General features: G+C 63.7%; 19 protein-coding genes and 1 tRNA gene. 9 read left to right on the top strand and 11 right to left on the bottom strand.

Going from position 1 to position 19235, the window contains the following annotated elements:
- The first annotated feature begins 18 nt into the window (after nucleotides 1-18).
- Nucleotides 19-1311, top strand: coding sequence for a MurT ligase domain-containing protein (locus tag KRX12_RS07335; RefSeq protein ID WP_218366205.1), 1293 nt, complete (start codon nucleotides 19-21; stop codon nucleotides 1309-1311).
- Nucleotides 1312-2064, top strand: a complete 753-nt coding sequence (locus KRX12_RS07330) for a type 1 glutamine amidotransferase (protein WP_218364693.1) — start codon at nucleotides 1312-1314, stop codon at nucleotides 2062-2064. It abuts the gene before it with no gap.
- A 21-nt stretch (nucleotides 2065-2085) separates the two neighbouring features.
- Here KRX12_RS07330 and recR read toward each other — a convergent pair whose 3' ends face one another.
- The 3 genes from recR to KRX12_RS07315 all read right to left on the bottom strand — a co-directional run bounded on the left by recR (nucleotide 2086) and on the right by KRX12_RS07315 (nucleotide 5592).
- Nucleotides 2086-2712: a recombination mediator RecR gene (gene recR / locus KRX12_RS07325; protein ID WP_218366204.1), complete on the bottom strand. Its 627-nt coding sequence runs from the start codon at nucleotides 2710-2712 to the stop codon at nucleotides 2086-2088.
- Between the two features lie 184 nt (nucleotides 2713-2896).
- Nucleotides 2897-3226: a YbaB/EbfC family nucleoid-associated protein gene (locus KRX12_RS07320; protein WP_218364696.1), complete on the bottom strand. Its 330-nt coding sequence runs from the start codon at nucleotides 3224-3226 to the stop codon at nucleotides 2897-2899.
- Nucleotides 3227-3279: 53 nt separating this feature from the next.
- On the bottom strand, nucleotides 3280-5592 hold the full coding sequence (locus KRX12_RS07315; RefSeq protein ID WP_218366203.1) for a DNA polymerase III subunit gamma and tau: 2313 nt from the start codon (nucleotides 5590-5592) through the stop codon (nucleotides 3280-3282).
- 147 nt (nucleotides 5593-5739) lie between these two features.
- On the opposite strand from KRX12_RS07315, the gene KRX12_RS07310 reads away from it, so the two are divergent.
- A complete protein-coding gene (locus KRX12_RS07310) occupies nucleotides 5740-6453 on the top strand; it encodes an aldose epimerase (protein ID WP_255550142.1) in 714 nt (237 codons plus the stop codon).
- A gap of 88 nt (nucleotides 6454-6541) precedes the next feature.
- Here KRX12_RS07310 and KRX12_RS07305 read toward each other — a convergent pair whose 3' ends face one another.
- The gene (locus KRX12_RS07305) at nucleotides 6542-7573 is read right to left on the bottom strand and encodes an aspartate-semialdehyde dehydrogenase (RefSeq protein WP_218364698.1); all 1032 of its coding nucleotides are present in this window, start codon (nucleotides 7571-7573) and stop codon (nucleotides 6542-6544) included.
- A 92-nt stretch (nucleotides 7574-7665) separates the two neighbouring features.
- Entirely contained in the window at nucleotides 7666-8634 is a 969-nt protein-coding gene (locus KRX12_RS07300) for a LysR family transcriptional regulator (RefSeq protein WP_218366202.1), read from the bottom strand.
- 92 nt (nucleotides 8635-8726) lie between these two features.
- Here KRX12_RS07300 and KRX12_RS07295 point away from each other — a divergent pair, with 92 nt between their 5' ends.
- From KRX12_RS07295 to KRX12_RS07275, 5 genes are all read left to right on the top strand, one after another.
- A complete protein-coding gene (locus tag KRX12_RS07295; protein WP_255550141.1) occupies nucleotides 8727-9950 on the top strand; it encodes an MFS transporter in 1224 nt (407 codons plus the stop codon).
- A gap of 54 nt (nucleotides 9951-10004) precedes the next feature.
- Nucleotides 10005-11435: a hypothetical protein gene (locus KRX12_RS07290; RefSeq protein ID WP_218366200.1), complete on the top strand. Its 1431-nt coding sequence runs from the start codon at nucleotides 10005-10007 to the stop codon at nucleotides 11433-11435.
- Between the two features lie 319 nt (nucleotides 11436-11754).
- On the top strand, nucleotides 11755-12387 hold the full coding sequence (locus KRX12_RS07285) for a DUF6474 family protein (RefSeq protein WP_218364705.1): 633 nt from the start codon (nucleotides 11755-11757) through the stop codon (nucleotides 12385-12387).
- 321 nt (nucleotides 12388-12708) lie between these two features.
- Nucleotides 12709-13056 (top strand): Lsr2 family protein, encoded by a 348-nt coding sequence (locus KRX12_RS07280; RefSeq protein ID WP_218364707.1) that lies wholly within the window; start codon nucleotides 12709-12711, stop codon nucleotides 13054-13056.
- A gap of 115 nt (nucleotides 13057-13171) precedes the next feature.
- Complete coding sequence (locus tag KRX12_RS07275; RefSeq protein ID WP_370625559.1) at nucleotides 13172-13768, top strand: DUF2020 domain-containing protein; 597 nt, start codon at nucleotides 13172-13174, stop codon at nucleotides 13766-13768.
- A 3-nt stretch (nucleotides 13769-13771) separates the two neighbouring features.
- Here the strand turns inward: KRX12_RS07275 and KRX12_RS07270 are convergent, their stop codons facing one another.
- Together KRX12_RS07270 and KRX12_RS07265 are read right to left on the bottom strand one after the other, a co-directional pair.
- The gene (locus tag KRX12_RS07270; RefSeq protein WP_218364711.1) at nucleotides 13772-13924 is read right to left on the bottom strand and encodes a hypothetical protein; all 153 of its coding nucleotides are present in this window, start codon (nucleotides 13922-13924) and stop codon (nucleotides 13772-13774) included.
- Complete coding sequence (locus tag KRX12_RS07265) at nucleotides 13925-14758, bottom strand: class E sortase (protein ID WP_218364713.1); 834 nt, start codon at nucleotides 14756-14758, stop codon at nucleotides 13925-13927. It lies immediately after the preceding gene.
- A 203-nt stretch (nucleotides 14759-14961) separates the two neighbouring features.
- Between KRX12_RS07265 and yidC the strand changes: the two genes are divergently transcribed.
- Complete coding sequence (yidC, locus tag KRX12_RS07260; protein ID WP_218366198.1) at nucleotides 14962-16542, top strand: membrane protein insertase YidC; 1581 nt, start codon at nucleotides 14962-14964, stop codon at nucleotides 16540-16542.
- 13 nt (nucleotides 16543-16555) lie between these two features.
- On the opposite strand, the gene KRX12_RS07255 is transcribed toward yidC, so the two are convergent.
- The 4 genes from KRX12_RS07255 to KRX12_RS07240 all read right to left on the bottom strand — a co-directional run bounded on the left by KRX12_RS07255 (nucleotide 16556) and on the right by KRX12_RS07240 (nucleotide 19219).
- Entirely contained in the window at nucleotides 16556-17194 is a 639-nt protein-coding gene (locus KRX12_RS07255) for a TetR/AcrR family transcriptional regulator (RefSeq protein ID WP_151530402.1), read from the bottom strand.
- Between the two features lie 300 nt (nucleotides 17195-17494).
- A complete protein-coding gene (locus KRX12_RS07250) occupies nucleotides 17495-17752 on the bottom strand; it encodes a GlsB/YeaQ/YmgE family stress response membrane protein (RefSeq protein ID WP_151550316.1) in 258 nt (85 codons plus the stop codon).
- Between the two features lie 167 nt (nucleotides 17753-17919).
- On the bottom strand, nucleotides 17920-18822 hold the full coding sequence (locus KRX12_RS07245; RefSeq protein ID WP_151550317.1) for a universal stress protein: 903 nt from the start codon (nucleotides 18820-18822) through the stop codon (nucleotides 17920-17922).
- Between the two features lie 309 nt (nucleotides 18823-19131).
- Nucleotides 19132-19219, bottom strand: a tRNA-Ser gene (locus tag KRX12_RS07240).
- Nucleotides 19220-19235 lie beyond the last annotated feature (16 nt).

Here is a 19235-nt window from a genome sequence, read left to right as displayed (position 1 = left end):
GGCTACAATTTCTAAACCATGAGCATCAACCTTCCTCGGCCTCTCCGCCGTCTGCGCGCCACCCTTGCCACGACGGCAGCTTCAGCAGCCACTGCGGCCTCGCGTGCGACCGGCCGCGGTGCCGGCGGCATGATCGGCGGCCTGGTGGCCAATGCAATCGACCCCACGATCATGACCACCGTGGCGAAGAACCGCCCCACCGTGCTGATCACCGGCACCAATGGCAAGTCCACCACGACCCGCATGACCGCGAACGCCCTGCGCAGCCGCTATACCGTGGCCACCAACGATGGCGGCGACAACATGGACGCGGGCATTATCTCCGCGCTCATGGCCGGCAAGGATGCCAGCCACGTGGTGCTGGAGTGCGATGAGCTGCACGTGCCGAAGGTGGCCGACCGGCTTCACCCCACCGCGCTCATCCTGCTCAACCTCACCCGCGACCAGCTGGACCGGGTCGGCGAGATCAATAAGCTCGAGCGCGCACTCCGCGCCTGCGTCGAGGCCCACCCCGAGATGACCGTAATCGCTAATTGCGATGACGTGCTGGTCACCTCGGTTGCCTTCGACGCCGAGAACGTGGTGTGGGTTTCTGCCGGCGCCGGCTGGATCGGCGATTCAGTGTCATGCCCGCGCACCGGCTCCCACGTGGTGCACAACGGCGATGATTGGTACGCCACCAAGCCGCTGGCCGATGGCCGCGAGTTCCGCCGCCCCGAGCCGAGCTGGGTGATCGATGATGAGGCGCTGCGCTCCCCGCTGGGCGATACGCCGCTGGATTTGAAGCTGCCGGGCAAGGCCAATCGCGGCAATGCCGCCCAGGCCATTGCGGCGGCGGTGAGCTGCTTCGATATCAGCCTCGACGGCGCCCGTGACGCGGTGGAAGAGGTGGATAATGTGGCCGGCCGCTACTCCACTATCCAGTTCGAGGGCCGTGAGGTGCACATGCTGCTGGCCAAGAACCCGGCCGGCTGGCAAGAGGCGCTGTCCATGCTCGATCGCGAGGCCGAGGGCCATGTGATCGCCGTCAACGGCCAGGTGGCCGATGGCGAGGACCTTTCGTGGCTATGGGATGTGGTGTTTGAGAACTTCGAGAACCTTCACGTGCACGCCGCCGGCGAGCGCGGTACTGACCTTGCGGTCAGGTTGAAGTATGCCTCGATTGATCACGACCTCATCCACGACCCCGTGGAGGCCATTCGCGCCTGTCCGCCCGGCCGGGTGGAGGTGCTGGCCAATTACACGGCTTTCCGTGATCTGAAGAAGGCTCTCGAACGTTCGCTGCAGGCAGCCAAGGAAGGAAACGAGTAAATGACTCTCACTATCGGACTACTGCTGCCTGATGTGCTCGGCACCTATGGCGATGATGGCAATGCCCTCGTGCTGCGCCAGCGCGCCCGGCTGCGCGGCATCGATGCTGATATCCATCGGATCACTCTGCAGGACGCCATCCCGGATTCCTGCGATCTCTACTGCATGGGCGGTGGCGAGGACGCAGCCCAGGTGTTGGCGGCGGAGCATCTGCGCGCCCACGGCGGCCTTATCCGCGCCGCAGAGAAGAAGACCCCGATCCTGAGCATCTGCGCCGGTTTTCAGGTACTCGGCGAGTCTTTCCACGCCTCCGGCGGGGTGCACGAGGGCTTGGGGCTTATCGACGCCACCACCGCGCAACTACGCACCCGCGCCATCGGTGAAGTGGAGGCCACGCCCTCCACGGTGCTCACCGAGCAGATCTCCGATGCGCAGCGCATCAGCGGCACGGTGAGCCTGCGTCTGAGCGGCTTCGAAAACCACATGGGATCGACCGTGCTGGGGCCGGATGCCCAGCCGCTCTGCTCGATTACTCGCGGTGTCGGCAACACCGATTCCGGGCATGGCGCCGGCTGCGATGGCGCTATCCAGGGCACCGTGATTGCCACCTATATGCACGGGCCCTTCTTGGCCCGCAACCCGCATATCGCGGATCTTCTCTTGGCCCGCGCCATGGGGGTGGAGTTCACTGATCTCGAGCCGCTGGTGCTCGATGAGGTCTCGCAGCTGCGCGAGGAGCGCCTCGAAGACTAGCTGGCCGCGGCTAGACCACCCTTAGAGCTGGTGGCGGCCGGTGAGCGCGCGGGAGAGCGTGAGTTCATCGACAAACTCCAGATCGCCGCCCAGCGGCATGCCGGAGGCGAGCCGCGAGATCACCAGATCAGGGAAATCACGCAAAAGCCGCGCCAAATACGAGGCGGTGGCTTCGCCTTCGGTATTGGGGTCGGTAGCGAGGATCACCTCGCTGATATCGGGGGCGGACTCGCCCTCGCGATCCTCGAGGACCCCACCAATGCGCTGCAGTAGCTGTGAGACGGTGAGATCCTTTGGTCCCACATTGTTCAGCGGGTCCAGTGCCCCGCCGAGCACGTGATAGCGGCCCTCGTATTCCCCAGTGCGTTCGATCACCTGAATATCTTTGGGTTCTTCCACGACGCAGATCACGCTGGGGTCGCGCTGGGAGTCCGCGCAGATGCGGCACAGCTCATCGCGGGACACATTGCAGCAAATACGGCAGAAGGTGACCCCACCGCGCACTGCGCCGAGCGCATTTTGGAGCCGCTCGACATCCTCGGAATCGGTGTTGAGCAGGTGAAAAGCGATCCGCTGCGCGGACTTCGGCCCCACTCCTGGGAGCCGAGAAAGCTCGTCGATGAGATCTTGGAGCGGGCCTTCGAACATGCGGGGTGGGTGTCCTTCGTGTGCCGGTCTATTCCCGCCAGTGCGCGGGTCGACCTCGGTCGTGGGGTGGGGTGCTCATCGGTGTGGCGGGGACGCCACAGGCCGCTATCGCTGCTGGGAGTGTACACACAAACACCCCGCACGGGGCGGGGCGCTGAGTGTGACCAGACGTCTCGGTCAGGTTTTAGCCGAGCATGCCGTCCAAGTCGCCACCGAAGCCAGCGTTTTGCAGCGGGCCCATCTTTTCCTCGGCTACATCGGAGATGCGCTTGTGGGCGTCCTCGAGGGCGCCGAGCACGAGATCCTGCAGGGTCTCAACATCCTCCGGATCGACAACCTTGGGATCGATCTCGACGCCGGTGATGTGGCCGGCACCGTTCATGGTGGCCTTGACCAAACCGTTGCCGGCCTCGCCAACGACCTCGGTGGCCATAATTTCCTGCTGGGCCTGCTGCAGCTGCTCCTGCATCTGCTGGGCCTGGGCGAGAATCTGCTGCATATCGGGCTGAGTCATGGTTGTTGCCTTTCTTAGGGGGTATCTTTATCGCCCCAACGAGTGTAGACGTTTTATACCAGCTTCGCTCCCAGCTGCTCCTGCAATAGTTCGATTGCCACGGTGCGCTGGTCACGCCTATCGGCGCTGCCCTCGCCCTCCGCGGCCTCGCGGGCGAAGGACTCTTCCACATCCTCCGGGCTTTCCTCTACCGGCTGAGGCGGGGTGGGCGCAGGCGGGCGCGGCGGGGCGGCCGCTTCGGGGGCCGCATCCTCCGGCTCGGGCTCGGGGGGCAGCGGCACCGAATCCGCCATGCCCGCGTAGGGGTCGCGACCGCTATAGTCGTGCGGCTCCTCCGGCTCGGGTGGCGGGGGTTGCTGCCCAGGCCGGGCATGGGGATTGCCGCGGGCTGCCCTTTCCTGCCAGCGTCGCCGCGGCGGAGCTTCCTTCTTCTTTTCCGGTTCCGGTTCGCGAACTGGGGCGGAGGTGCCGGGTTCGGGTGGTAGCTGCGGGGCCACCCAGCCGCCGGGCGCACGTCGGGCGGGGCGGGCCGGTTCCTCGTCCTCTGCGTCGCTGTCCTCGGACTCGGTGGGCGTGGCCGCAGGGGCCGGCGCGCGCGTTCCGATCACGCAGCTGACCGTCACCTTCATGCCTGTGACCTGCTCGACCGCGCGGGCGATCACCTCGGCGTGCTCGGGTGCCGAGAGCCGCGCCGCCAGCGCCCCCGTGTGGTGGCCGAGCTGCAGCGCCTCTGGGGTCTCTTCCAGTACCTGCGCCTCAGCGATCATCACGCCCGTACGCGCATTGGCGTTGAAGATCGCGCTGCGAATCTCCGGCCACTGCTGGGCAATGCTGTGCTGTGTCTCCGCAGCGCTTGTCGACGCCTCCTCGCGGCGCTCCTCCCGCTCCGGCGCGGCAGTGGGCTCGGCGGCGGGCGTGGGCTCAGCGGCGGGTTCCGGTGCAGCAGGCGCCGCAGGCGTGGACTCGGGCTGCTGCGGGGCCGCGGCGGGAGCGGCGTTGTGCTGCTCTTGTTGTTCTTGTTGTTCTTTCTGCTCGCGTTCCCGCTGCTCGCGTTCCCGCTGCTCGCGTTCCCGCTGCTCGCGTTCCCGCTGCTCGCGTTCCCGCTGCTCGCGCTGTTCGCGTTCGCGCTGCTCCCGCTGCTCGCGCACGGATTTCCGCTCAAAGCGGCGGGATGGCTTTTTCTCCTCGCCCTCGCTCTGGCCGCCCCGCGGCGCGGCCGCAGTTGTGGCCCCGCCGGCGGTGCCGAGGGCAGTTCCGGCGCTTCCTGCGGTGGCGGCGGGCAGCATGAGCTTGGCGCACATGACCTCCAACAGCAGCCGGGCGGAGGTGGCGCCGCGCATATCGCTGAGCCCCTCGTTGGTCAGCGCGGCCATGCGGGCCAGCTGTTCCGGGCTGAAGCGTTCGGCCTGCTCGGCCAGCACTTCTTCACGCCCGGTGGGCACATCCACCAGCCCGTGGTTCATGGCGTCGTGCACGGTGCGCACCACCATGAGATCGCGCAGGCGGTTGAGCAGGTCGAGGGCGAATTGGCGGGGCTCGAAGCCACCTTCGATCACGTCGTCGACGGTGGCAAACATGCCGGAATAATCTTCGTTGGCGAGGGCCTCCACGGCGGCGTCGAGAAGCGAATCATTGGTCACTCCGAGCAGCAGCACGGCCTGTTCATAGCTCAGTCCTTCGGGACCGGCGCCGGCGAGCAGCTGGTCCAGGATGGACAGCGAGTCGCGCGGGGAGCCGCCACCCGAGCGGATCACCAGCGGGTACACGGCATCATCTACCTGGGCGTTCTCGGCCGCCACGGTGCGTTCCAGCAGCCCGCGCATCGCCATGGGGGTGAGCAGGCGGAAAGGATAGTGGTGGGTACGCGAGCGGATGGTGCTGATCACCTTTTCCGGCTCGGTGGTGGCGAAGATGAAAATGAGGTGCTCTGGCGGCTCCTCCACGATTTTCAGCAGCGCATTGGAGCCCTCGGTGGTGATCATGTGCGCCTCATCGATGATGAACACCCGATAGCGGGACTCCGCCGGTGCGTAGTAGGCGCGATCGCGCAGCTCGCGCATATCGTCCACGCCGCGGTGGCTGGCGGCGTCGAGTTCGGTGACGTCGAGGTTGCCGGGCCCACCCGGGGCCAGGGACACGCAGGAAGGGCACACCCCGCAGGGAGTGGAGGTGGGGCCGTTTACGCAGTTTAAGGAGCGCGCCATGATGCGCGCGGAGGAGGTTTTACCGCAGCCCCGCGGCCCCGAGAACAAATAGGCATGGTTAATGCGGCCAGAGTCGAGCGCCACCGATAGCGGTTGGGTGACGTGCTCTTGGCCGACAACTTCTGCGAAGGACGCGGGACGGTACTTGCGATAGAGAGCCACGGTACGGAAGTGTACCCGTTCCCCTTCTCCTCTCCCCCGCTGTGTGGCTAGTCGCCGAGTGCTCGGCGCGGGCAGCTCAGGCGCTGCAGCGGCAGTGGGCGTCGATACGCATCGGCCATGCTGGGATGGGGGCTAAACTGAGGGGTTATGAGCCTTCAGACGAGTCTGTCCATGCCGGCCGGGCGCGGCCATCTTGAGTCCGCGCGTCACTCCAGCGGGGAACTGCTGTTCATGTCCGAGCTGGCGGATTTCAGCGAGAATAGTTCGATTCGGGGCGGGGTTCCGGTGATCGCGCCGTGGTTTTCGAAGGATCTGGGCCACGATGAGCTGCAGCACGGCTGGGCGCGGCGCATTCCGTGGGAGGTGCAGGACACCACCGGCGGCATCGATGCCCGCTGTACCCACGATGGCTGGGATCTACGTTTTTCCGCGCAGCACACCGAGCAGGGTTTCGCGCTGATGCTGCGGGCGCACAATCTCACGGAGTATCGCCGCCTCATCCAGCTGGCGTTTCACCCCTATTTTTTGGTCGATGATGTCACCGGCACAGAGGTCCTCGGCGCGGAGCGCCGCTGGCTTTTCGACGGCACCGCCACGGACGAGCGCGTCGCCACCGAGCAGTATTCCCCCTTCACCATCAGCGATGGTGCGCGCACCCTGACCATCACCTCCCAGGGCACTGATCACGTGGTGGTGTGGAATCCGGGCGCGGCCGCCGATGAGAATATCGGGGATCTGCAGCAGGGCGATTGGAAGCGTTTTGTGTGCGTGGAGCCGGCGCTGCTGGGGCCAGACTCGGCCGGGCATTCGGTGGGGCCGGAGGATTGGGCCGCCATCGGCATGACGGTGAAGGTGAGCTAGCCCAGCTTTCCTACCCGCTGATACACCACAGCCACCGACTGCCCTAGTGGCGAGTCGGTGGCTGAGCTATGCGCGGCTCTGTGGGTGTTTAGACCAACAGTTCGGCGATCTGGATGGTATTCAGTGCCGCGCCCTTGCGCAGGTTATCGCCGGAGACTACGAGGATCAGGCCCTTGTTATCGTCCACGGTCTGGTCCTGGCGGATGCGTCCCACGAGCGAGGGGTCGGTGCCTGCGGCGGCCAGCGGGGTGGGCACGTCTACTAGCTCCACACCGGGGGCATCGGCCAGCAGCTGCTTGGCCTCCTCCACGCTGAGAGAGTTCTCAAACTGGGCGTGGATGGTCAGGGTGTGGCCGGTAAAGACGGGGATGCGCACGCAGGTGCCGGAGACGCGCAGCTCGGGGATGCCGAGGATCTTGCGGGACTCATTGCGCAGCTTCTGCTCCTCATCGGTTTCGAGGGAGCCATCGTCGACCATGTTGCCGGCCAGCGGCACGGCGTTGAAGGCGATCGGGGCCACATAGGGGCCGAGATCGGTGGGGTTGAGCACGGAGCCGTCGAGGGCGAGCTGCTCGGCGGAGGCTTCTACTGCTCGGGTTTGCTCGGCCAGCGCCTGCACCCCGGCCAAGCCGGAGCCGGACACAGCTTGGTAGGAGGAGACGTGCAGCACCTTCAGCCCGGCCTTGTCGTGCAGCGGCTTGAGCACCGGCATCGCGGCCATGGTGGTGCAGTTCGGGTTGGCGATGATGCCCTTGGGCACCTCGTTCTTGGCCTCCGGGTTCACCTCGGAGACGATCAGCGGCACCTCCTCGTCCTTGCGCCATGCGGAGGAGTTATCCACCACGGTGGCACCGGCCTCGGCGAAGAGCGGGGCGTACTGCTTGGAGGTGGAGCCGCCCGCAGAGAACAAGGCGATGTCGATACCCTGCAGCGATTCCACGGTGGCCTCGGCGAGGTCCTCGACCTCCACGTCCTTACCGTCGTAGGTGAGGGTGGTGCCGGCGGAGCGCTTGGAGGCGAAGAAGCGGATAGCGTCGAGCGGGAAGTTGCGCTCTTCGAGCAGGGTGCGCATCACGCGACCGACCTGGCCGGTGGCGCCAACTACTGCAACAGTCGTCATGGGGAATCAGCCGCCCTTTCTGAAGACGGTAGAGGACATACAGTGGCTACTTATGCTACGCCCGCCCTGTCTAAGGGCCAATGAAGGGCCCGTTATTCGGGTGAAATCTCACATCCCGCCGCGGCGGTGGCCTCCTCGGGCTGGCCAGCGGGCGGAATCTTCTCCAGCACCCAGCGTCGAAACTGCTCCGCCGCGGGGGTGAGTTCCCCCGTGGCGCGCCACACGAGGCCGAGCTCGCGATAGCAGGCCGGGCGCAGCGGACGCAGCACGAATCCCTGTTGGGCTGTCCCGCCGGTCAGATAAGGATCGTTCATCGGCAGCAGCGCCACCCCCAGTCCCGCGCTCACCAGCCCGGCGACGGTGGACAGCTCCATGGAGTCGAAGGCCACCGGCGCGGTGATCCCGGAGGCGGCCACGAGATCATCGAGCAATTGCCGGGTGCCATAGCCCACCTTGGTGGCGATAAAGGGCTGACCGTCCACTTCCTCCATGCTGATCGGCGCCGAACCAGCCGCGGCCAAGCGATGGCCGATGGGGCAGGCCACCGCTAGGGGCTGCCGGTAGAGCTGACGCCAGTGCAGGGCGTCGGCGGCGACACCGCGGGGCTGCGGCCCCACCAAGGCCAGATCGGCCTCATCGGCGTGCACCCGCTCGATCAGCCCCGAGGCGGGCCCCTGGTGCAGGGCGAAGTGCACCCCTGGGTGGGCGCGGCGATAATCGCGGATGAGATCCGGCACCATCCACGTGCCCAGCGAATGCATGAAGTCGAGGCGGATGGTGCCATGTTCGGGGTCGAGCAGCCGTGAAATATCCAGCTGGGTGGCGTCGAAGCGGGCAATGATGCTCTCTGCGGCGCGGCGCAGCGTCTCGCCGCGGGTATTGATCACGAGGGTGCGGCCGCGGCGCTCGAAGAGTTCGGCGCCCACCTCGCGTTCGACGCGCTGCAGCACGCGCGTCACGGTGGGCTGGGCCATGCCGAGTTCATCAGCGGTGGCGGTGATGTGTTGATTGCGGGCGATGGCCACAAATACCCGCAAATCCTCGATGCTCACAGAGCTCATATGCCCTCCCCGCGGCTATATACCGAAAATGCATGGAACTTCTCTTTTTTCTACATTTTACTAATCATCGCTGTGAGCGCACCATGGTGTGCATGTCCGTCACACCCCCGAGCCGCCCCGCCGCCACGCTGCCGCCTGGCCTCGAGCGCACCGACCCCGACTATCGCCGCGTCTTGGGCGCGACCCTCGCGGCGGGTCTCGCGGCCTTCAACACGCTCTACTGCACACAGGCGATGCTGCCGCGACTGACCACCGCCTTCGAGATCACTCCGACGATCAGCGCGCTCACCGTCTCCGCGACCACCGGCGCGCTGGCGCTATGCGTCGTCCCAGCCTCGATCCTCTCGGAGCGCTTTGGGCGCGGGCGGATCATGACGATCTCGCTGATCGCCAGCATCCTCATCGGACTGCTCCTCCCCTTCTCCCCGACGGCCACCTGGCTGATTATCGGCCGCGGTATCCAAGGGGCGATGATCGCCGGCGTGCCCGCAGTGGCCATGGCGCTGCTCTCGGAGGAACTCGCCCCCGACGCGCTCGCGAAGGCGATTGGCGTCTATATCGCCGGCACCTCTCTCGGCGGACTCTCGGGCCGCCTCATTCCCGCCGGAGTCCTGGAACTGTCCACGTGGCGCTGGGCGCTCGGGGCCAATCTGCTCTTCGCCGGTATCTGCGCGATTATTGCGATCATCGCCCTGCCGCCGCAGCGGCGTTTCCAACCAAAGAAGCTGCGCTTCCGCGGCGAGCTGCAGGCCATGGTCGGACATTGGAAAAACCCGCGGCTTGCCGGGCTCTTTCTCATCGCCGGGCTGGCCATGGGCGTATTTGTCTCGCTCTATAACTATGTGGGCTTCGTCCTCATCAACGATTTCGGCCTCAGCGAGGCACTGGTCGGCGTGGTCTTCCTCCTCTACTTGGCGGGCACCTGGTCCTCGGCCCGCGCCGGGGTGTGGAGCAGTAAATATGGCTCCGGCATCACCCTGGTGTGCGGTGCTGGCACATCTCTAATCGCGCTGCTCGTCTGTCTCGCCCCGCAATTGGGCGTGCTCATCGCGGCGATCCTGGTATTTACCGCCGCCTTCTTCGTCGTCCACTCCACGGCCTCGGCGTGGGTGGGCCACACCGCCGTCGAGAACCGCGCGGAGGCCTCGAGCACCTACGTGGCCTGCTACTACTTGGGATCCTCCGTGTTTGGCTGGCTATCAGGGTTGCTTTTCGACGCCACCAACTGGACTGGGCTGATCCTCGGCTTGGCCGCGATGAGCACACTCACCCTCGGCATTGGCGCGGCGCTCTTTGTCGCTTCACGACGCTCCTAGCCAGCCGCCCCTCCCCAATTGGAGGCCCCATTTTCCACGGATACACTCGTGGCTATGAATGCTGGTGCGCTCCCCCTGCCCACTCCGTCGACCCGCGCCGATACCCGCAGCCGCCGCGGCCGGCAGCGGGCACTGCCCGCCACGGTGTGGCTGATCGCGCTTGTCTTGATCTCCGTGGCGCACCCCATCATCCCGCATCACCAGTGGGTGCTCACCCACACCTTCACCCTGGGGGTGCTGAGCAACTCCATTCTCATCTGGTCCTGCCAGCTCAGCGACCAGCTGCTGCACCTGCGTCCCACACCGGCCACCTTCCGCACCCGGTTGTGGATTATCGGCGGGCTGAACCTCGGCATCGTGGGCGTGCTACTCGGCCAGCTGCTCACCCCAGCGTTGGACTGGGACGCTCCCGTCTTAAGCCTTGGGGCCCTGATCGTCGCCCTCAGCGTGCTGGCTAATGCCCTCCACCTCATCCTGCTGCGCCGCAGCACCCGCCGCCCGCAGCGCTTTGGTCCTTCCCTCTGGCTCTTTGTGGCGGCCCAGGGCGTCTTTGCCTATGACGTGCTCGATACCGCGCTCGCGCAGTTCAGCACGCTCAGCGCCAAAACAGGCTCCACCGCGATCCTCGGGCACGTGATCACCAATATCTTTGGCTTCGTCGGGCTGACCGCGGCCGGCGCGGCCGCGCTGCTTTTCCCCACCATCTGGCGCGCCCAGGGCTCTTTTCGTTTCGATGGGCCTATCGCCGGTATTCTCGGCGGCGGCATCCTCGTTGCCCTCTGCGGGCTGCGCCTGCATCTGCTGCCGCTCGTCGGCGTCGGTCTAGCCCTCTACACCCTCGGCTGGCTGGGGCGCTGGCTCAGCTGGATTCCCGTGATGCGCACAGTGCTTGCCGCCCCGCGCGATCGCATCACCTTCTCCTCTCTGGCATTGGCCACCGCTCCCCTCTGGCTCATCGGCTCCACTGCTCTTCTCAGCGCCATCTTGCTGCGCGGCCAGTCCCCCGCGCTGCCCGTCCTAGCGCTCCTCGTGGGCTTCGCCGCCCAGTTGCTGATCGGCACCCTTTCCTTCCTGCTCCCCAGCATGCTGGGCGGCGGCCCGGGCGCGGTCCGCGCTGGGCTGTATCGCCTCCAGACCGCAGGGCTCTTGCGCTGGACCCTGCTCAATGGCGGCCTGCTGATCTGGCTGCTGCCACTGGGCTCTAGCTGGTTGAAGCTGGCGGGTTCGATCGTGGCCACCGGCTCGCTCGCGGCCTTTTTGCCGCTGCTATTGAGCTCCCGGCGCGCCCAACGGGCCGTGCTGGCCGGCACCCGCGAGGGCCCCGCCCCACGCACCCACACCCCGGCACACCAGATCACGGCGGGAATCGCCGTGCTGGCGCTCTTGTGCGGCCTCTTCGCGCTCACCGCTGCCGCAACGCCCACACCGGCATCCAGCAGGGGCACCACCGAGCTCAGCGTGGAGGCAGAACGCTATGCGCTGTAGCGCCGCAGGCAGTGACGGGGCCAAGCGCTCAGGCTCCTAGCCGCCCACGGTGGTTGTATAGAGGCCCGCTTCCCCAAGGCCGGAACCCCTACTTTTGTGAATCGCCAGTTCATCGACGCAGAGCGCGGCGCCTAGGGTCGCAGTATTGTCAGCGATCAGTATCGGAGGGTGTATCCGCGCCCACCTGCCGCCCGCACCGTTCGAGGAATCTGAGAAAACACACTGTAGACTTGGGCGCAGAATAAAGAGACACGGTATTCTCAACCGGCAGAAGACAACGCCTCACACCTGTGGGGCTCAATGCAACAAGGAGTGCAGCATGGGTTTGTTCCGCACAATCCGAAAGGCACGCTTAAAGTCCAAGGCCGAAATCAAGGCTGCTAAGGCGCGCGCCAAGAAGGAAGCCAAGGAGGCCGCGAAGCTGGAGTACAAGCGCGATAAGCTCCTCGCTAAGCAGGAAAAGAACCTGCTCAAGGCCGATCGTAAGGGCATGAAGAACAAGCGCAAGCACGAGCGTAAGCGCGCCCAGCAGGAGCTGGATAAGCTCAAGGCCGGCAAGTTCAATAAAAAGAACGCGCAGCGTTATGCCGGTTTCGCCCGCACCTTGGCGCCGCTTCTCTTGCCGCTCGTCTATCGCGGTATCACTTGGGCGAAGGAGCAGCGTATTCAGCAGCGCTCCCGCAAGCTCGGAGTCGCGCCGGAGCAGCTGGCCCAATTCAATGGCCACGGCGCAGCCGTTAAGGCCCGTATCGCAGGAATCAGCGCCAACGTGGAGAAGTCCTCGTTGCCCCATGGTTTTGTGATGGATGTCGAGGATCGCCTGAAGGAGCTGGACGCCGCCGTGGATAACGCGGAATTTATGACCGTCGAGCAGCGCCGTCGCTCCCATGCCTCCATTAATCGCGATCTCGACCAGATCATGCACGAGGTCAATTCCAAGCTGAAGTCTTAAGCCCGTCTCGCGGCACTCGCCGCCACCGTACACAGCCCACGCTGGGCCCCTCTTACTGGGGATTTGCCAGCGTGGGCGATTTTTTTCGCTAGGACAATTCTAGGGCCTTTAGGTTTCGCTCAGTAATTATGGATAGCGTTCTCATATAAAATATATACGTGAAGTGCTTTCTAGTCTAAAATTAATTGCAAAAGATAATTCTTCTTGTATTATTGTCAATAGGTAGCACGCGGTGTCAGATATGCCCTATACATAGCTCGCCGCACACAGCTACAACAAACACAGCAAACGAAGAATCGTTTGAGGAGAGGTAGAAACATCATGGCCCGTAGAGAAGTCACCCAGTATTTTGATGATCTCGATCAGACCCCGCTGGAAGAAGACGCCGTCCATATCGTCCACTTCGCCGTCGAGGGTCGCGAGTATGTGCTGGATTTGTCGGCAGAAAACGCCGCCAAGTTCCGCCAGGACCTGCAGCCGTACATGACTGCCGGCCGCGCCGTGAGCACCGCAGGTCGTGGCCGCCGCAAGGCCGCCGCTGCGACAGGGCGGAATAACCAGTCCCGCGAGATCCGCAAGTGGGCACAAGACAATGGTTATAAGGTCGCCGCTCGTGGAAAAATCCCCCAAGAGGTCTACGACGCCTACTATGAGGCCCACGCCAAGTAGAGTTTTAGGTAGATCGCCCTCTCTGAGCCCAACTCAGCCCCCTCACCGTACTGATCCCAGTAATGTGGAGGGCTGAGTTTTTTTATTCGCACTCCCTAGTCGAAGGATGGACCTCGTGACTATTCGCCACCTCCGCCAGCTCCCCCTTATTTTCGGCACCGTTGTGGCCCTTGGTCTGGCAGGATGTACCGATTCCTCCCCCGCCCCAGACCCAGCAAGCGACGGGGCGGAAGCCAGCAGCGAGGAGGCGTCGACAAGCGATGTGCAGCCCGCGCTAGCAGTGGACACCCTCCCCGAGGTGGCCCGGGGCACAGGCGAGCAATGCCCCTATCTGGATACGCAATTTGTGGCCAATACCAATGGCCAGCGCGTGCTCGATCAGGGCGTGGATACCCGTTTTGATCCCCCTGCCTGCGTTTTTTGGTCCTATGGGGATAAGCCGCAGGTGCTAGTGAGTGTGCGCCATAACGAAAATGAGGCCATCGCGCGCCAGGTGGTGGATTGGGCGGCGCCAGTGGACGTCACCGAGCCAGCCGAGCAGCCCGCCGGTTTTCAGGGCGGGCGCGGCAGCCTCGGCTCGTCGGGGCTAGAGGGCTACTCGGTGTACGCGGTAGCGAAGGGCACGACCAGCGTGGTGGTGTTCAGCGATCAGGAACAAACCATCAAGCCCGAGTCGATCGCGGAGAGTGTTATCTCCAACCTCGGGCTCTAGGGCCTAGACGGCTACGTCGTTATAGGGCAGCAGCGGCGAGATCATCGGGAACACCAGGTCCATCAAAAGGAAGAACACGCCGACGAGAAGCGCGATGAGCAAAATGAGCTTCACCGGCCATGGGCCGGGTAGCAAGCGCCAGATCCATCCATACATTTAGCGTTCCTCCAGCTCCGGCGGGGTGAATCCGCCCTGTTTATCGTAGTGGGCCACCTGCATGGCGTGAATAATCATGCGCTCCGCATTAGAAAATTGCGGGTGGCAGGTAGTCATGGTCATCAGCGCCTCGGCGTTGAGGGCGTCCGGATCATCATCCGTCACCCCGGGGATGGTCTCCAGAACGGAGACGTTCGTCGGGGTGGTGATAGTGCGGCCATAGACCGAGTGATAGTCGCCCGAGACGATGCGCTGGCGCTGCTCCGGGGTGAAACAGTCGGTGCGCTGATCACCGTCACCCATCGGCAGCACCCGATAGACCTCCCAGGTGTCCTGGGTCTCCACCACCACGGCATCACAGGTATTGAGCTTGCCGAGATCATTAAAGGGCGCGCCCTTGCCCACGCGGTGGCCCGCGATGGCGAAGTTACCGGCCTCACCGGGCATCTCGGTCTCGGTATAGCGGCCAGGCCCCGAGAGCAGCGTGTGATCGTCGGTGCCCTCCAGAATGGCGAAGTGATAGTCCGAGCCGAAACTCGGCACATACATGCGCGCGAAGGCATCGCCCAGCTCGGGCACTTTCTTCTGCCGCGGATTCGACCACTGGTGATCCAGCTCTTCATTAGCGGCAGCCTGCTTCTTGCCCGCCTCGAGATTCGTCCAATAGGCCTCGTAGTAGGCGAAGAGCAGGATGAGGACACCGATGGTCAGTAGCAGCTCACCAAGGATCTGTACGACACCGGGGCCATGAGACCTCGGGGCACGGTGACAACCAGGGCGGGGCCGGCGGGGAGCCTGCACCGGCCTTCCAGATTCAGGGACAGGGGCGCTCATAGATGAACATTTTAAGACAGTGTGTCAAGGAGAGCACTATTCACACCGCGCGCCCTGCCCGCTCGAGGCCGGCTGAGCAGCAGACATGGGATGTGTTTTCAGACAACTCACCGGCCACAGCTGCAGCCCAGGGGTGGGAACAGGCCACGAAACCTATAGAGTTATGAGGGAGATTTTATACTTATTATCAGTAGGAGAATTCGATGGTTGATGCTCTCGTATTCCCCGTCTCTGGGGTAATGAAGCTCTGGCATATCCTGCTTCATGATGGGCTCGGGTTGAACGAATCCCGCGCCTGGCTATTCACCATCTTCGGCCTGATTATCACCGTCCGACTCTCCATCTTCCCCTTCTTCTGGAAACAGCAGAAGAACAGCCGCATGTCCTATAAGCTGCGCCCCCAGCTCGCGGCGCTGCGCAAGGAATACGGGCTGGTGACCGATCCCGTCAAACTCAAAGAGCAGAAGCGCAAACGCAAGCAGCTCTACAAGGAGAATCAGTACTCGGCCACGGCCGGTTGCGTGCCGGCACTCATCCAGATCCCCGTATTCATTGGCCTCTACCGGCTCATGCTGCGTATGGCGCGGCCCTCCGATGGCATCGAATCTGCCCACCACCCGCCTATCGGCATGCTCAGCTCCGAGGAGATGGCGAGCTTTTTGCAGGTGCGCATCCGCGATGTGCCCATCGCCTCCTACGTAGCTATGTCTGATGAGCAGTTTGATCTGCTCAACACCAGCCACGACCAGGTGTTTCGCTTCGTGCTGCCGCTGGTGATCTGCGCCTCCGTGTTCACCACGATCAACATGGTCACCGCCTCGATCCGCAACTACTTCACCTTGGACTTCAACTCCCCGAGCGCGGTGAAGATGCAGAAGTTCATGCTGCCCTTCATGTTTATGGCGGCCATCTTCCCCATCTACTTCGGCCTGCTCGGCCCCTTCCCCGTGGCCATCGCCATCTACTGGTTTGGCAACAACCTGTGGACGCTCACCCAGTCCATGACCACCATGGCGATCATGCACTACCGCTACCCGCTGAGCGAGGAGTTCATCGCCCACCGCGACCAGGGGCGCGAGAACTATCGCAAGAAGAAAGCCTTTTTCCGGCAGCGGAAATGGGGCGTGCGACGACGCCGCCTGCAGTGCCTCACCGCCGGCCAATCCAAGCGGGAGCAGCTGCGCAAAGAGATCGCCATGATCGAAGAGCGGGGCAAAGCCTATGACGAGGCGGTAGCCAAAGCCAAGGCCCAAGCCAAGCAGGCCTCCAAGGCGCTGCGCACCGCGAAAAAAGAACATAAGCGGGCCCTCAAGCGCGGCGAGCCACTACCCCAGCCAGCACCCGCCCCTGATACCGAACAGCAGGAACCGGAAAAGCAGAAGCCGGCGGCCACCCAGAAGCCGAAGCCCCGGATGATCACGCTGCGGCTCGACGAGGAGACGATGGGCGCCCCCACTGCCAGCACGCGTCGGCACGCGCCGCGCACAGTACCCGCCATGGCGGAGATCACCCGCGCAGCGGATACGCCCGCACAGTCCGCAGCGCCGCAGCCGGCGCAGCCAACACGGGTGTCGCCGCAGGCGCAGCAGAAGCGGAACACCAGCACCCCGGCGCCGCAGCCGGCGCAGCGCCCCACGCGGCGCACAGAGCCCTCCTCGCATGTGCTACGACGGAAGGATACGGCCACCGGCCCCAAGCAGCGCGTGATGCGGCACCTGAAGCCCCATCACGGGAGGCACCGTATGGCTGATGTGAATAAGCCGCGGCGACCGCGGCAGAGCTAGGCGTCGATAAGCGCTAAATGGCGTAGTCGGCGGGCGGTGCGCCGAGCAATTGCTTCGCTAGGTCGCGGGCGGTGAGCAGCGGCGCAATATCGTGGGTGAGCTTCGCCCCGGCGAGACCGCCGTCGAGGAAGATGAGCAATTGATTAGCCAAGGACTCGCTGGGGTAGCCGTTTTTCTCGGTCAATAGCGCAGTCATGGTTTCATGCATCCATGCCCGATGGGTTAAAGCGGCGTTGATGATGCCCTGCTCGGATTCGTTTTCGGGGCGGGGATACTCGCTGGCGGCATTTTGAAAGTGGGAGCCGCGGAAGTCTTTTTCTGGCTCATCCTCGATGGCTTTGGTGAAGAAGGCGAGGATTTTCTTCTCGGGATCCTCGTAATCGGCGACGCGCTCTTCCCAATCATTCCGCCAGTCCTGGTCCAGGGCCTCGAGATAGGCGATCACGAGGGCGTCTTTAGAGCCGAAAAGTGAATAAAGACTTGCCTTGGCCACATCGGCTTCACGGAGGACGCGATCAATGCCGATCACGCGGATGCCCTCGGTGGTGAACAGCGCGGTGGCGCTGGCGAGGAGCCGCTCCCGTGGGCTCGGGCGATTCTTGCGCCGCGCCCGTCCAGGCTTCTTGGTTCCTGCACCCTTTGCTGCTGCCATCGCTTTTTCCGCTCACCCTTCCTTACTGTGTGCCACACGAGAGGTTCTAGTGCGCTGAGCGCCACCCCTGCGCGATATAGACGCACCGGTCTGTTTTATATCTCTCCTAGCAGCATATCGTGTTTGCGGCGGGCCGTGGTAGCGAATCGACGAGAGCGCGAATCTGCCCAGCTATGGGCACATGTGCTGGGGTGTATCTTCAGCGCTTGGCGCATGAGAAAAGCCGCCGGGTTCGCCCCGACGGCTTTGAGTATGATCTCGCTGTCACATCCTCTGGAAGGAGGCTGTGAGCGGGATCAACTAGTTCTTCTTGATCTTGCCCACAACCCACAGGAGGAGCACAGCGCCCAGCAAGCAGGTGAAGAAGCTGAACCACCAGCCGCCGGACTCAACGTCCAGGGCGAGGCCGAGGATCAGGCCACCGATGAGGCCGCCGGCCACACCGACGAGGATGTTCATGCCAATGCCCATCTGAGCATCGGTGCCCATGATCTTAGAGGCAATCCAGCCTGCGAGGCCGCCGATAATGATCCAACCAAAGAATCCAAGTCCGAGCATGTTATGTCCTTTCTTTGTGATGCCCGCCGTGTGCGGGCATCAATAACTTTTAGTCATACATTAGCTGTATGGTGCTCCTACCTGTTTTACAGAGCAAAAACTCTAAAAGCTAGCCACAGGACATTGCGCACTCAAATCGTGTCCAAACCTTAATATTAGGTTTGGCTTTAATCAGGATCGGAGTCTGGGCGGACCACCATCATCGGGCACGGGGCGGACTGCAGCAGGGCCCGCGAGGTGGAGCCGAGCAGCATGCCCTTGAAGCCGCCGCGGCCATGAGAGCCCACCACGAGCAGCTGGGCGCCTTCGGCGGCATCCACCAGGGCGCGTACCGGACGATCGCGGGTGACGATCTTGTTCACCTTCACGTTCGGGTAGCGCTCAATGAAGGGAGCCAGACGCTCATCCAGCATTTCTGCCTGCTCCCGCTCCACGCTCGCCCACTGCTGCTGGGCAGCGGCGAGGCCAGCGAGGGAGGTTTGCACCTGCATGTCCATCCAGGTGTGCACTGCGTTCAGCTCAGCGCCGCGGGCATCTGCCTCGGCGAAAGCGTAGGCGGTGGCCTTTTCCGAGACTCCCGAGCCATCCACACCAACGACCACGGGGCCGTACTTGGTGGAATCCAGCACCTGGCTGTCCTCGCGGACCACCACGACCGGGTTGTAGGAGTGGCTGACCACTGCGGCAGAGACCGAACCCATGACCATGCCGGACAGCCCACCCAGGCCGCGGGAACCCATGACGATCATGGTGACGTCCTTGGACATCTCCAGCAGCATGTCAATGGGCGACCCCTCAGCGATGGTGTGCCCGATCTTGATATCGGGTGCTACCTCGTGCGCGATCGCGCGGGCTTCTTCAATCTTCTCGAGAGTTTCCTTTTGCAGGTCGTCGAAAAGCTCCTGCGGCGGCACCATGCCCTCTGCATAGAGGAACTGGGGCATGGCATAGCTTGCGGCCAAACGAAGAGGCTCGCCGCGCTTCATAGCGGTGTTAGCAGCCCAGCGCACGGCGGTCTTGGAGGCCTCCGAGCCATCTACGGCAGCAACAATAATTTGCTCTTTGCTCATCGTGTATCGCCTTCCCAATCACGTGGCTTAATGTCACCTTTTAGCCTACCTGGATATAGCCCGTGGGGATAGTGTTTATAACCAGTTAGAGCCGGGTGGGGCCAATATCACCCACACACGGGCACGCAGCGATCCCTGCCGCCCTCCCAGCCGCCGCCGATCACCCCCAGCAACCGAGCGACCCTACCCCATATGAGCTGGCATAACCCCACTCTCCACCCCGATCTGAGCCCACTCCCAGAGAATGGGTGGAGATAGAGAAAAGCTCCCGAGCTATCCTGTACAGGATCTCTCGGGAGCTTCATCGCGCGGTGGCGGAGGGATTTGAACCCTCGGTAGGGGATTACCCTACACTCGCTTTCGAGGCGAGCACCTTCGGCCGCTCGGACACGCCACCGCGTAATAGGTTACGG

Origin of the sequence: Corynebacterium sp. TAE3-ERU2, from assembly GCF_019209955.1 — a bacterium.
GTDB lineage: Bacteria > Actinomycetota > Actinomycetes > Mycobacteriales > Mycobacteriaceae > Corynebacterium > Corynebacterium megadyptis.
This window is presented reverse-complemented; position numbering and strand designations above follow the sequence as displayed.

Excerpts from the sequence above, each read along its gene's own strand:
- KRX12_RS07255 (WP_151530402.1), bottom strand. The coding sequence starts at position 17,194 with ATGGCAGCAGCAAAGGGTGCAGGAACCAAGAAGCCTGGACGGGCGCGG.
- KRX12_RS07290 (WP_218366200.1), top strand. The coding sequence starts at position 10,005 with ATGAATGCTGGTGCGCTCCCCCTGCCCACTCCGTCGACCCGCGCCGAT.
- KRX12_RS07285 (WP_218364705.1), top strand. The coding sequence starts at position 11,755 with ATGGGTTTGTTCCGCACAATCCGAAAGGCACGCTTAAAGTCCAAGGCC.
- KRX12_RS07270 (WP_218364711.1), bottom strand. The coding sequence starts at position 13,924 with ATGTATGGATGGATCTGGCGCTTGCTACCCGGCCCATGGCCGGTGAAG.
- KRX12_RS07320 (WP_218364696.1), bottom strand. The coding sequence starts at position 3,226 with ATGACTCAGCCCGATATGCAGCAGATTCTCGCCCAGGCCCAGCAGATG.
- KRX12_RS07310 (WP_255550142.1), top strand. The coding sequence starts at position 5,740 with ATGAGCCTTCAGACGAGTCTGTCCATGCCGGCCGGGCGCGGCCATCTT.
- KRX12_RS07300 (WP_218366202.1), bottom strand. The coding sequence starts at position 8,634 with ATGAGCTCTGTGAGCATCGAGGATTTGCGGGTATTTGTGGCCATCGCC.
- KRX12_RS07295 (WP_255550141.1), top strand. The coding sequence starts at position 8,727 with ATGTCCGTCACACCCCCGAGCCGCCCCGCCGCCACGCTGCCGCCTGGC.
- KRX12_RS07305 (WP_218364698.1), bottom strand. The coding sequence starts at position 7,573 with ATGACGACTGTTGCAGTAGTTGGCGCCACCGGCCAGGTCGGTCGCGTG.
- KRX12_RS07245 (WP_151550317.1), bottom strand. The coding sequence starts at position 18,822 with ATGAGCAAAGAGCAAATTATTGTTGCTGCCGTAGATGGCTCGGAGGCC.
- KRX12_RS07280 (WP_218364707.1), top strand. The coding sequence starts at position 12,709 with ATGGCCCGTAGAGAAGTCACCCAGTATTTTGATGATCTCGATCAGACC.
- KRX12_RS07250 (WP_151550316.1), bottom strand. The coding sequence starts at position 17,752 with ATGCTCGGACTTGGATTCTTTGGTTGGATCATTATCGGCGGCCTCGCA.
- KRX12_RS07265 (WP_218364713.1), bottom strand. The coding sequence starts at position 14,758 with ATGAGCGCCCCTGTCCCTGAATCTGGAAGGCCGGTGCAGGCTCCCCGC.
- KRX12_RS07335 (WP_218366205.1), top strand. The coding sequence starts at position 19 with ATGAGCATCAACCTTCCTCGGCCTCTCCGCCGTCTGCGCGCCACCCTT.
- recR (WP_218366204.1), bottom strand. The coding sequence starts at position 2,712 with ATGTTCGAAGGCCCGCTCCAAGATCTCATCGACGAGCTTTCTCGGCTC.
- KRX12_RS07330 (WP_218364693.1), top strand. The coding sequence starts at position 1,312 with ATGACTCTCACTATCGGACTACTGCTGCCTGATGTGCTCGGCACCTAT.
- yidC (WP_218366198.1), top strand. The coding sequence starts at position 14,962 with ATGGTTGATGCTCTCGTATTCCCCGTCTCTGGGGTAATGAAGCTCTGG.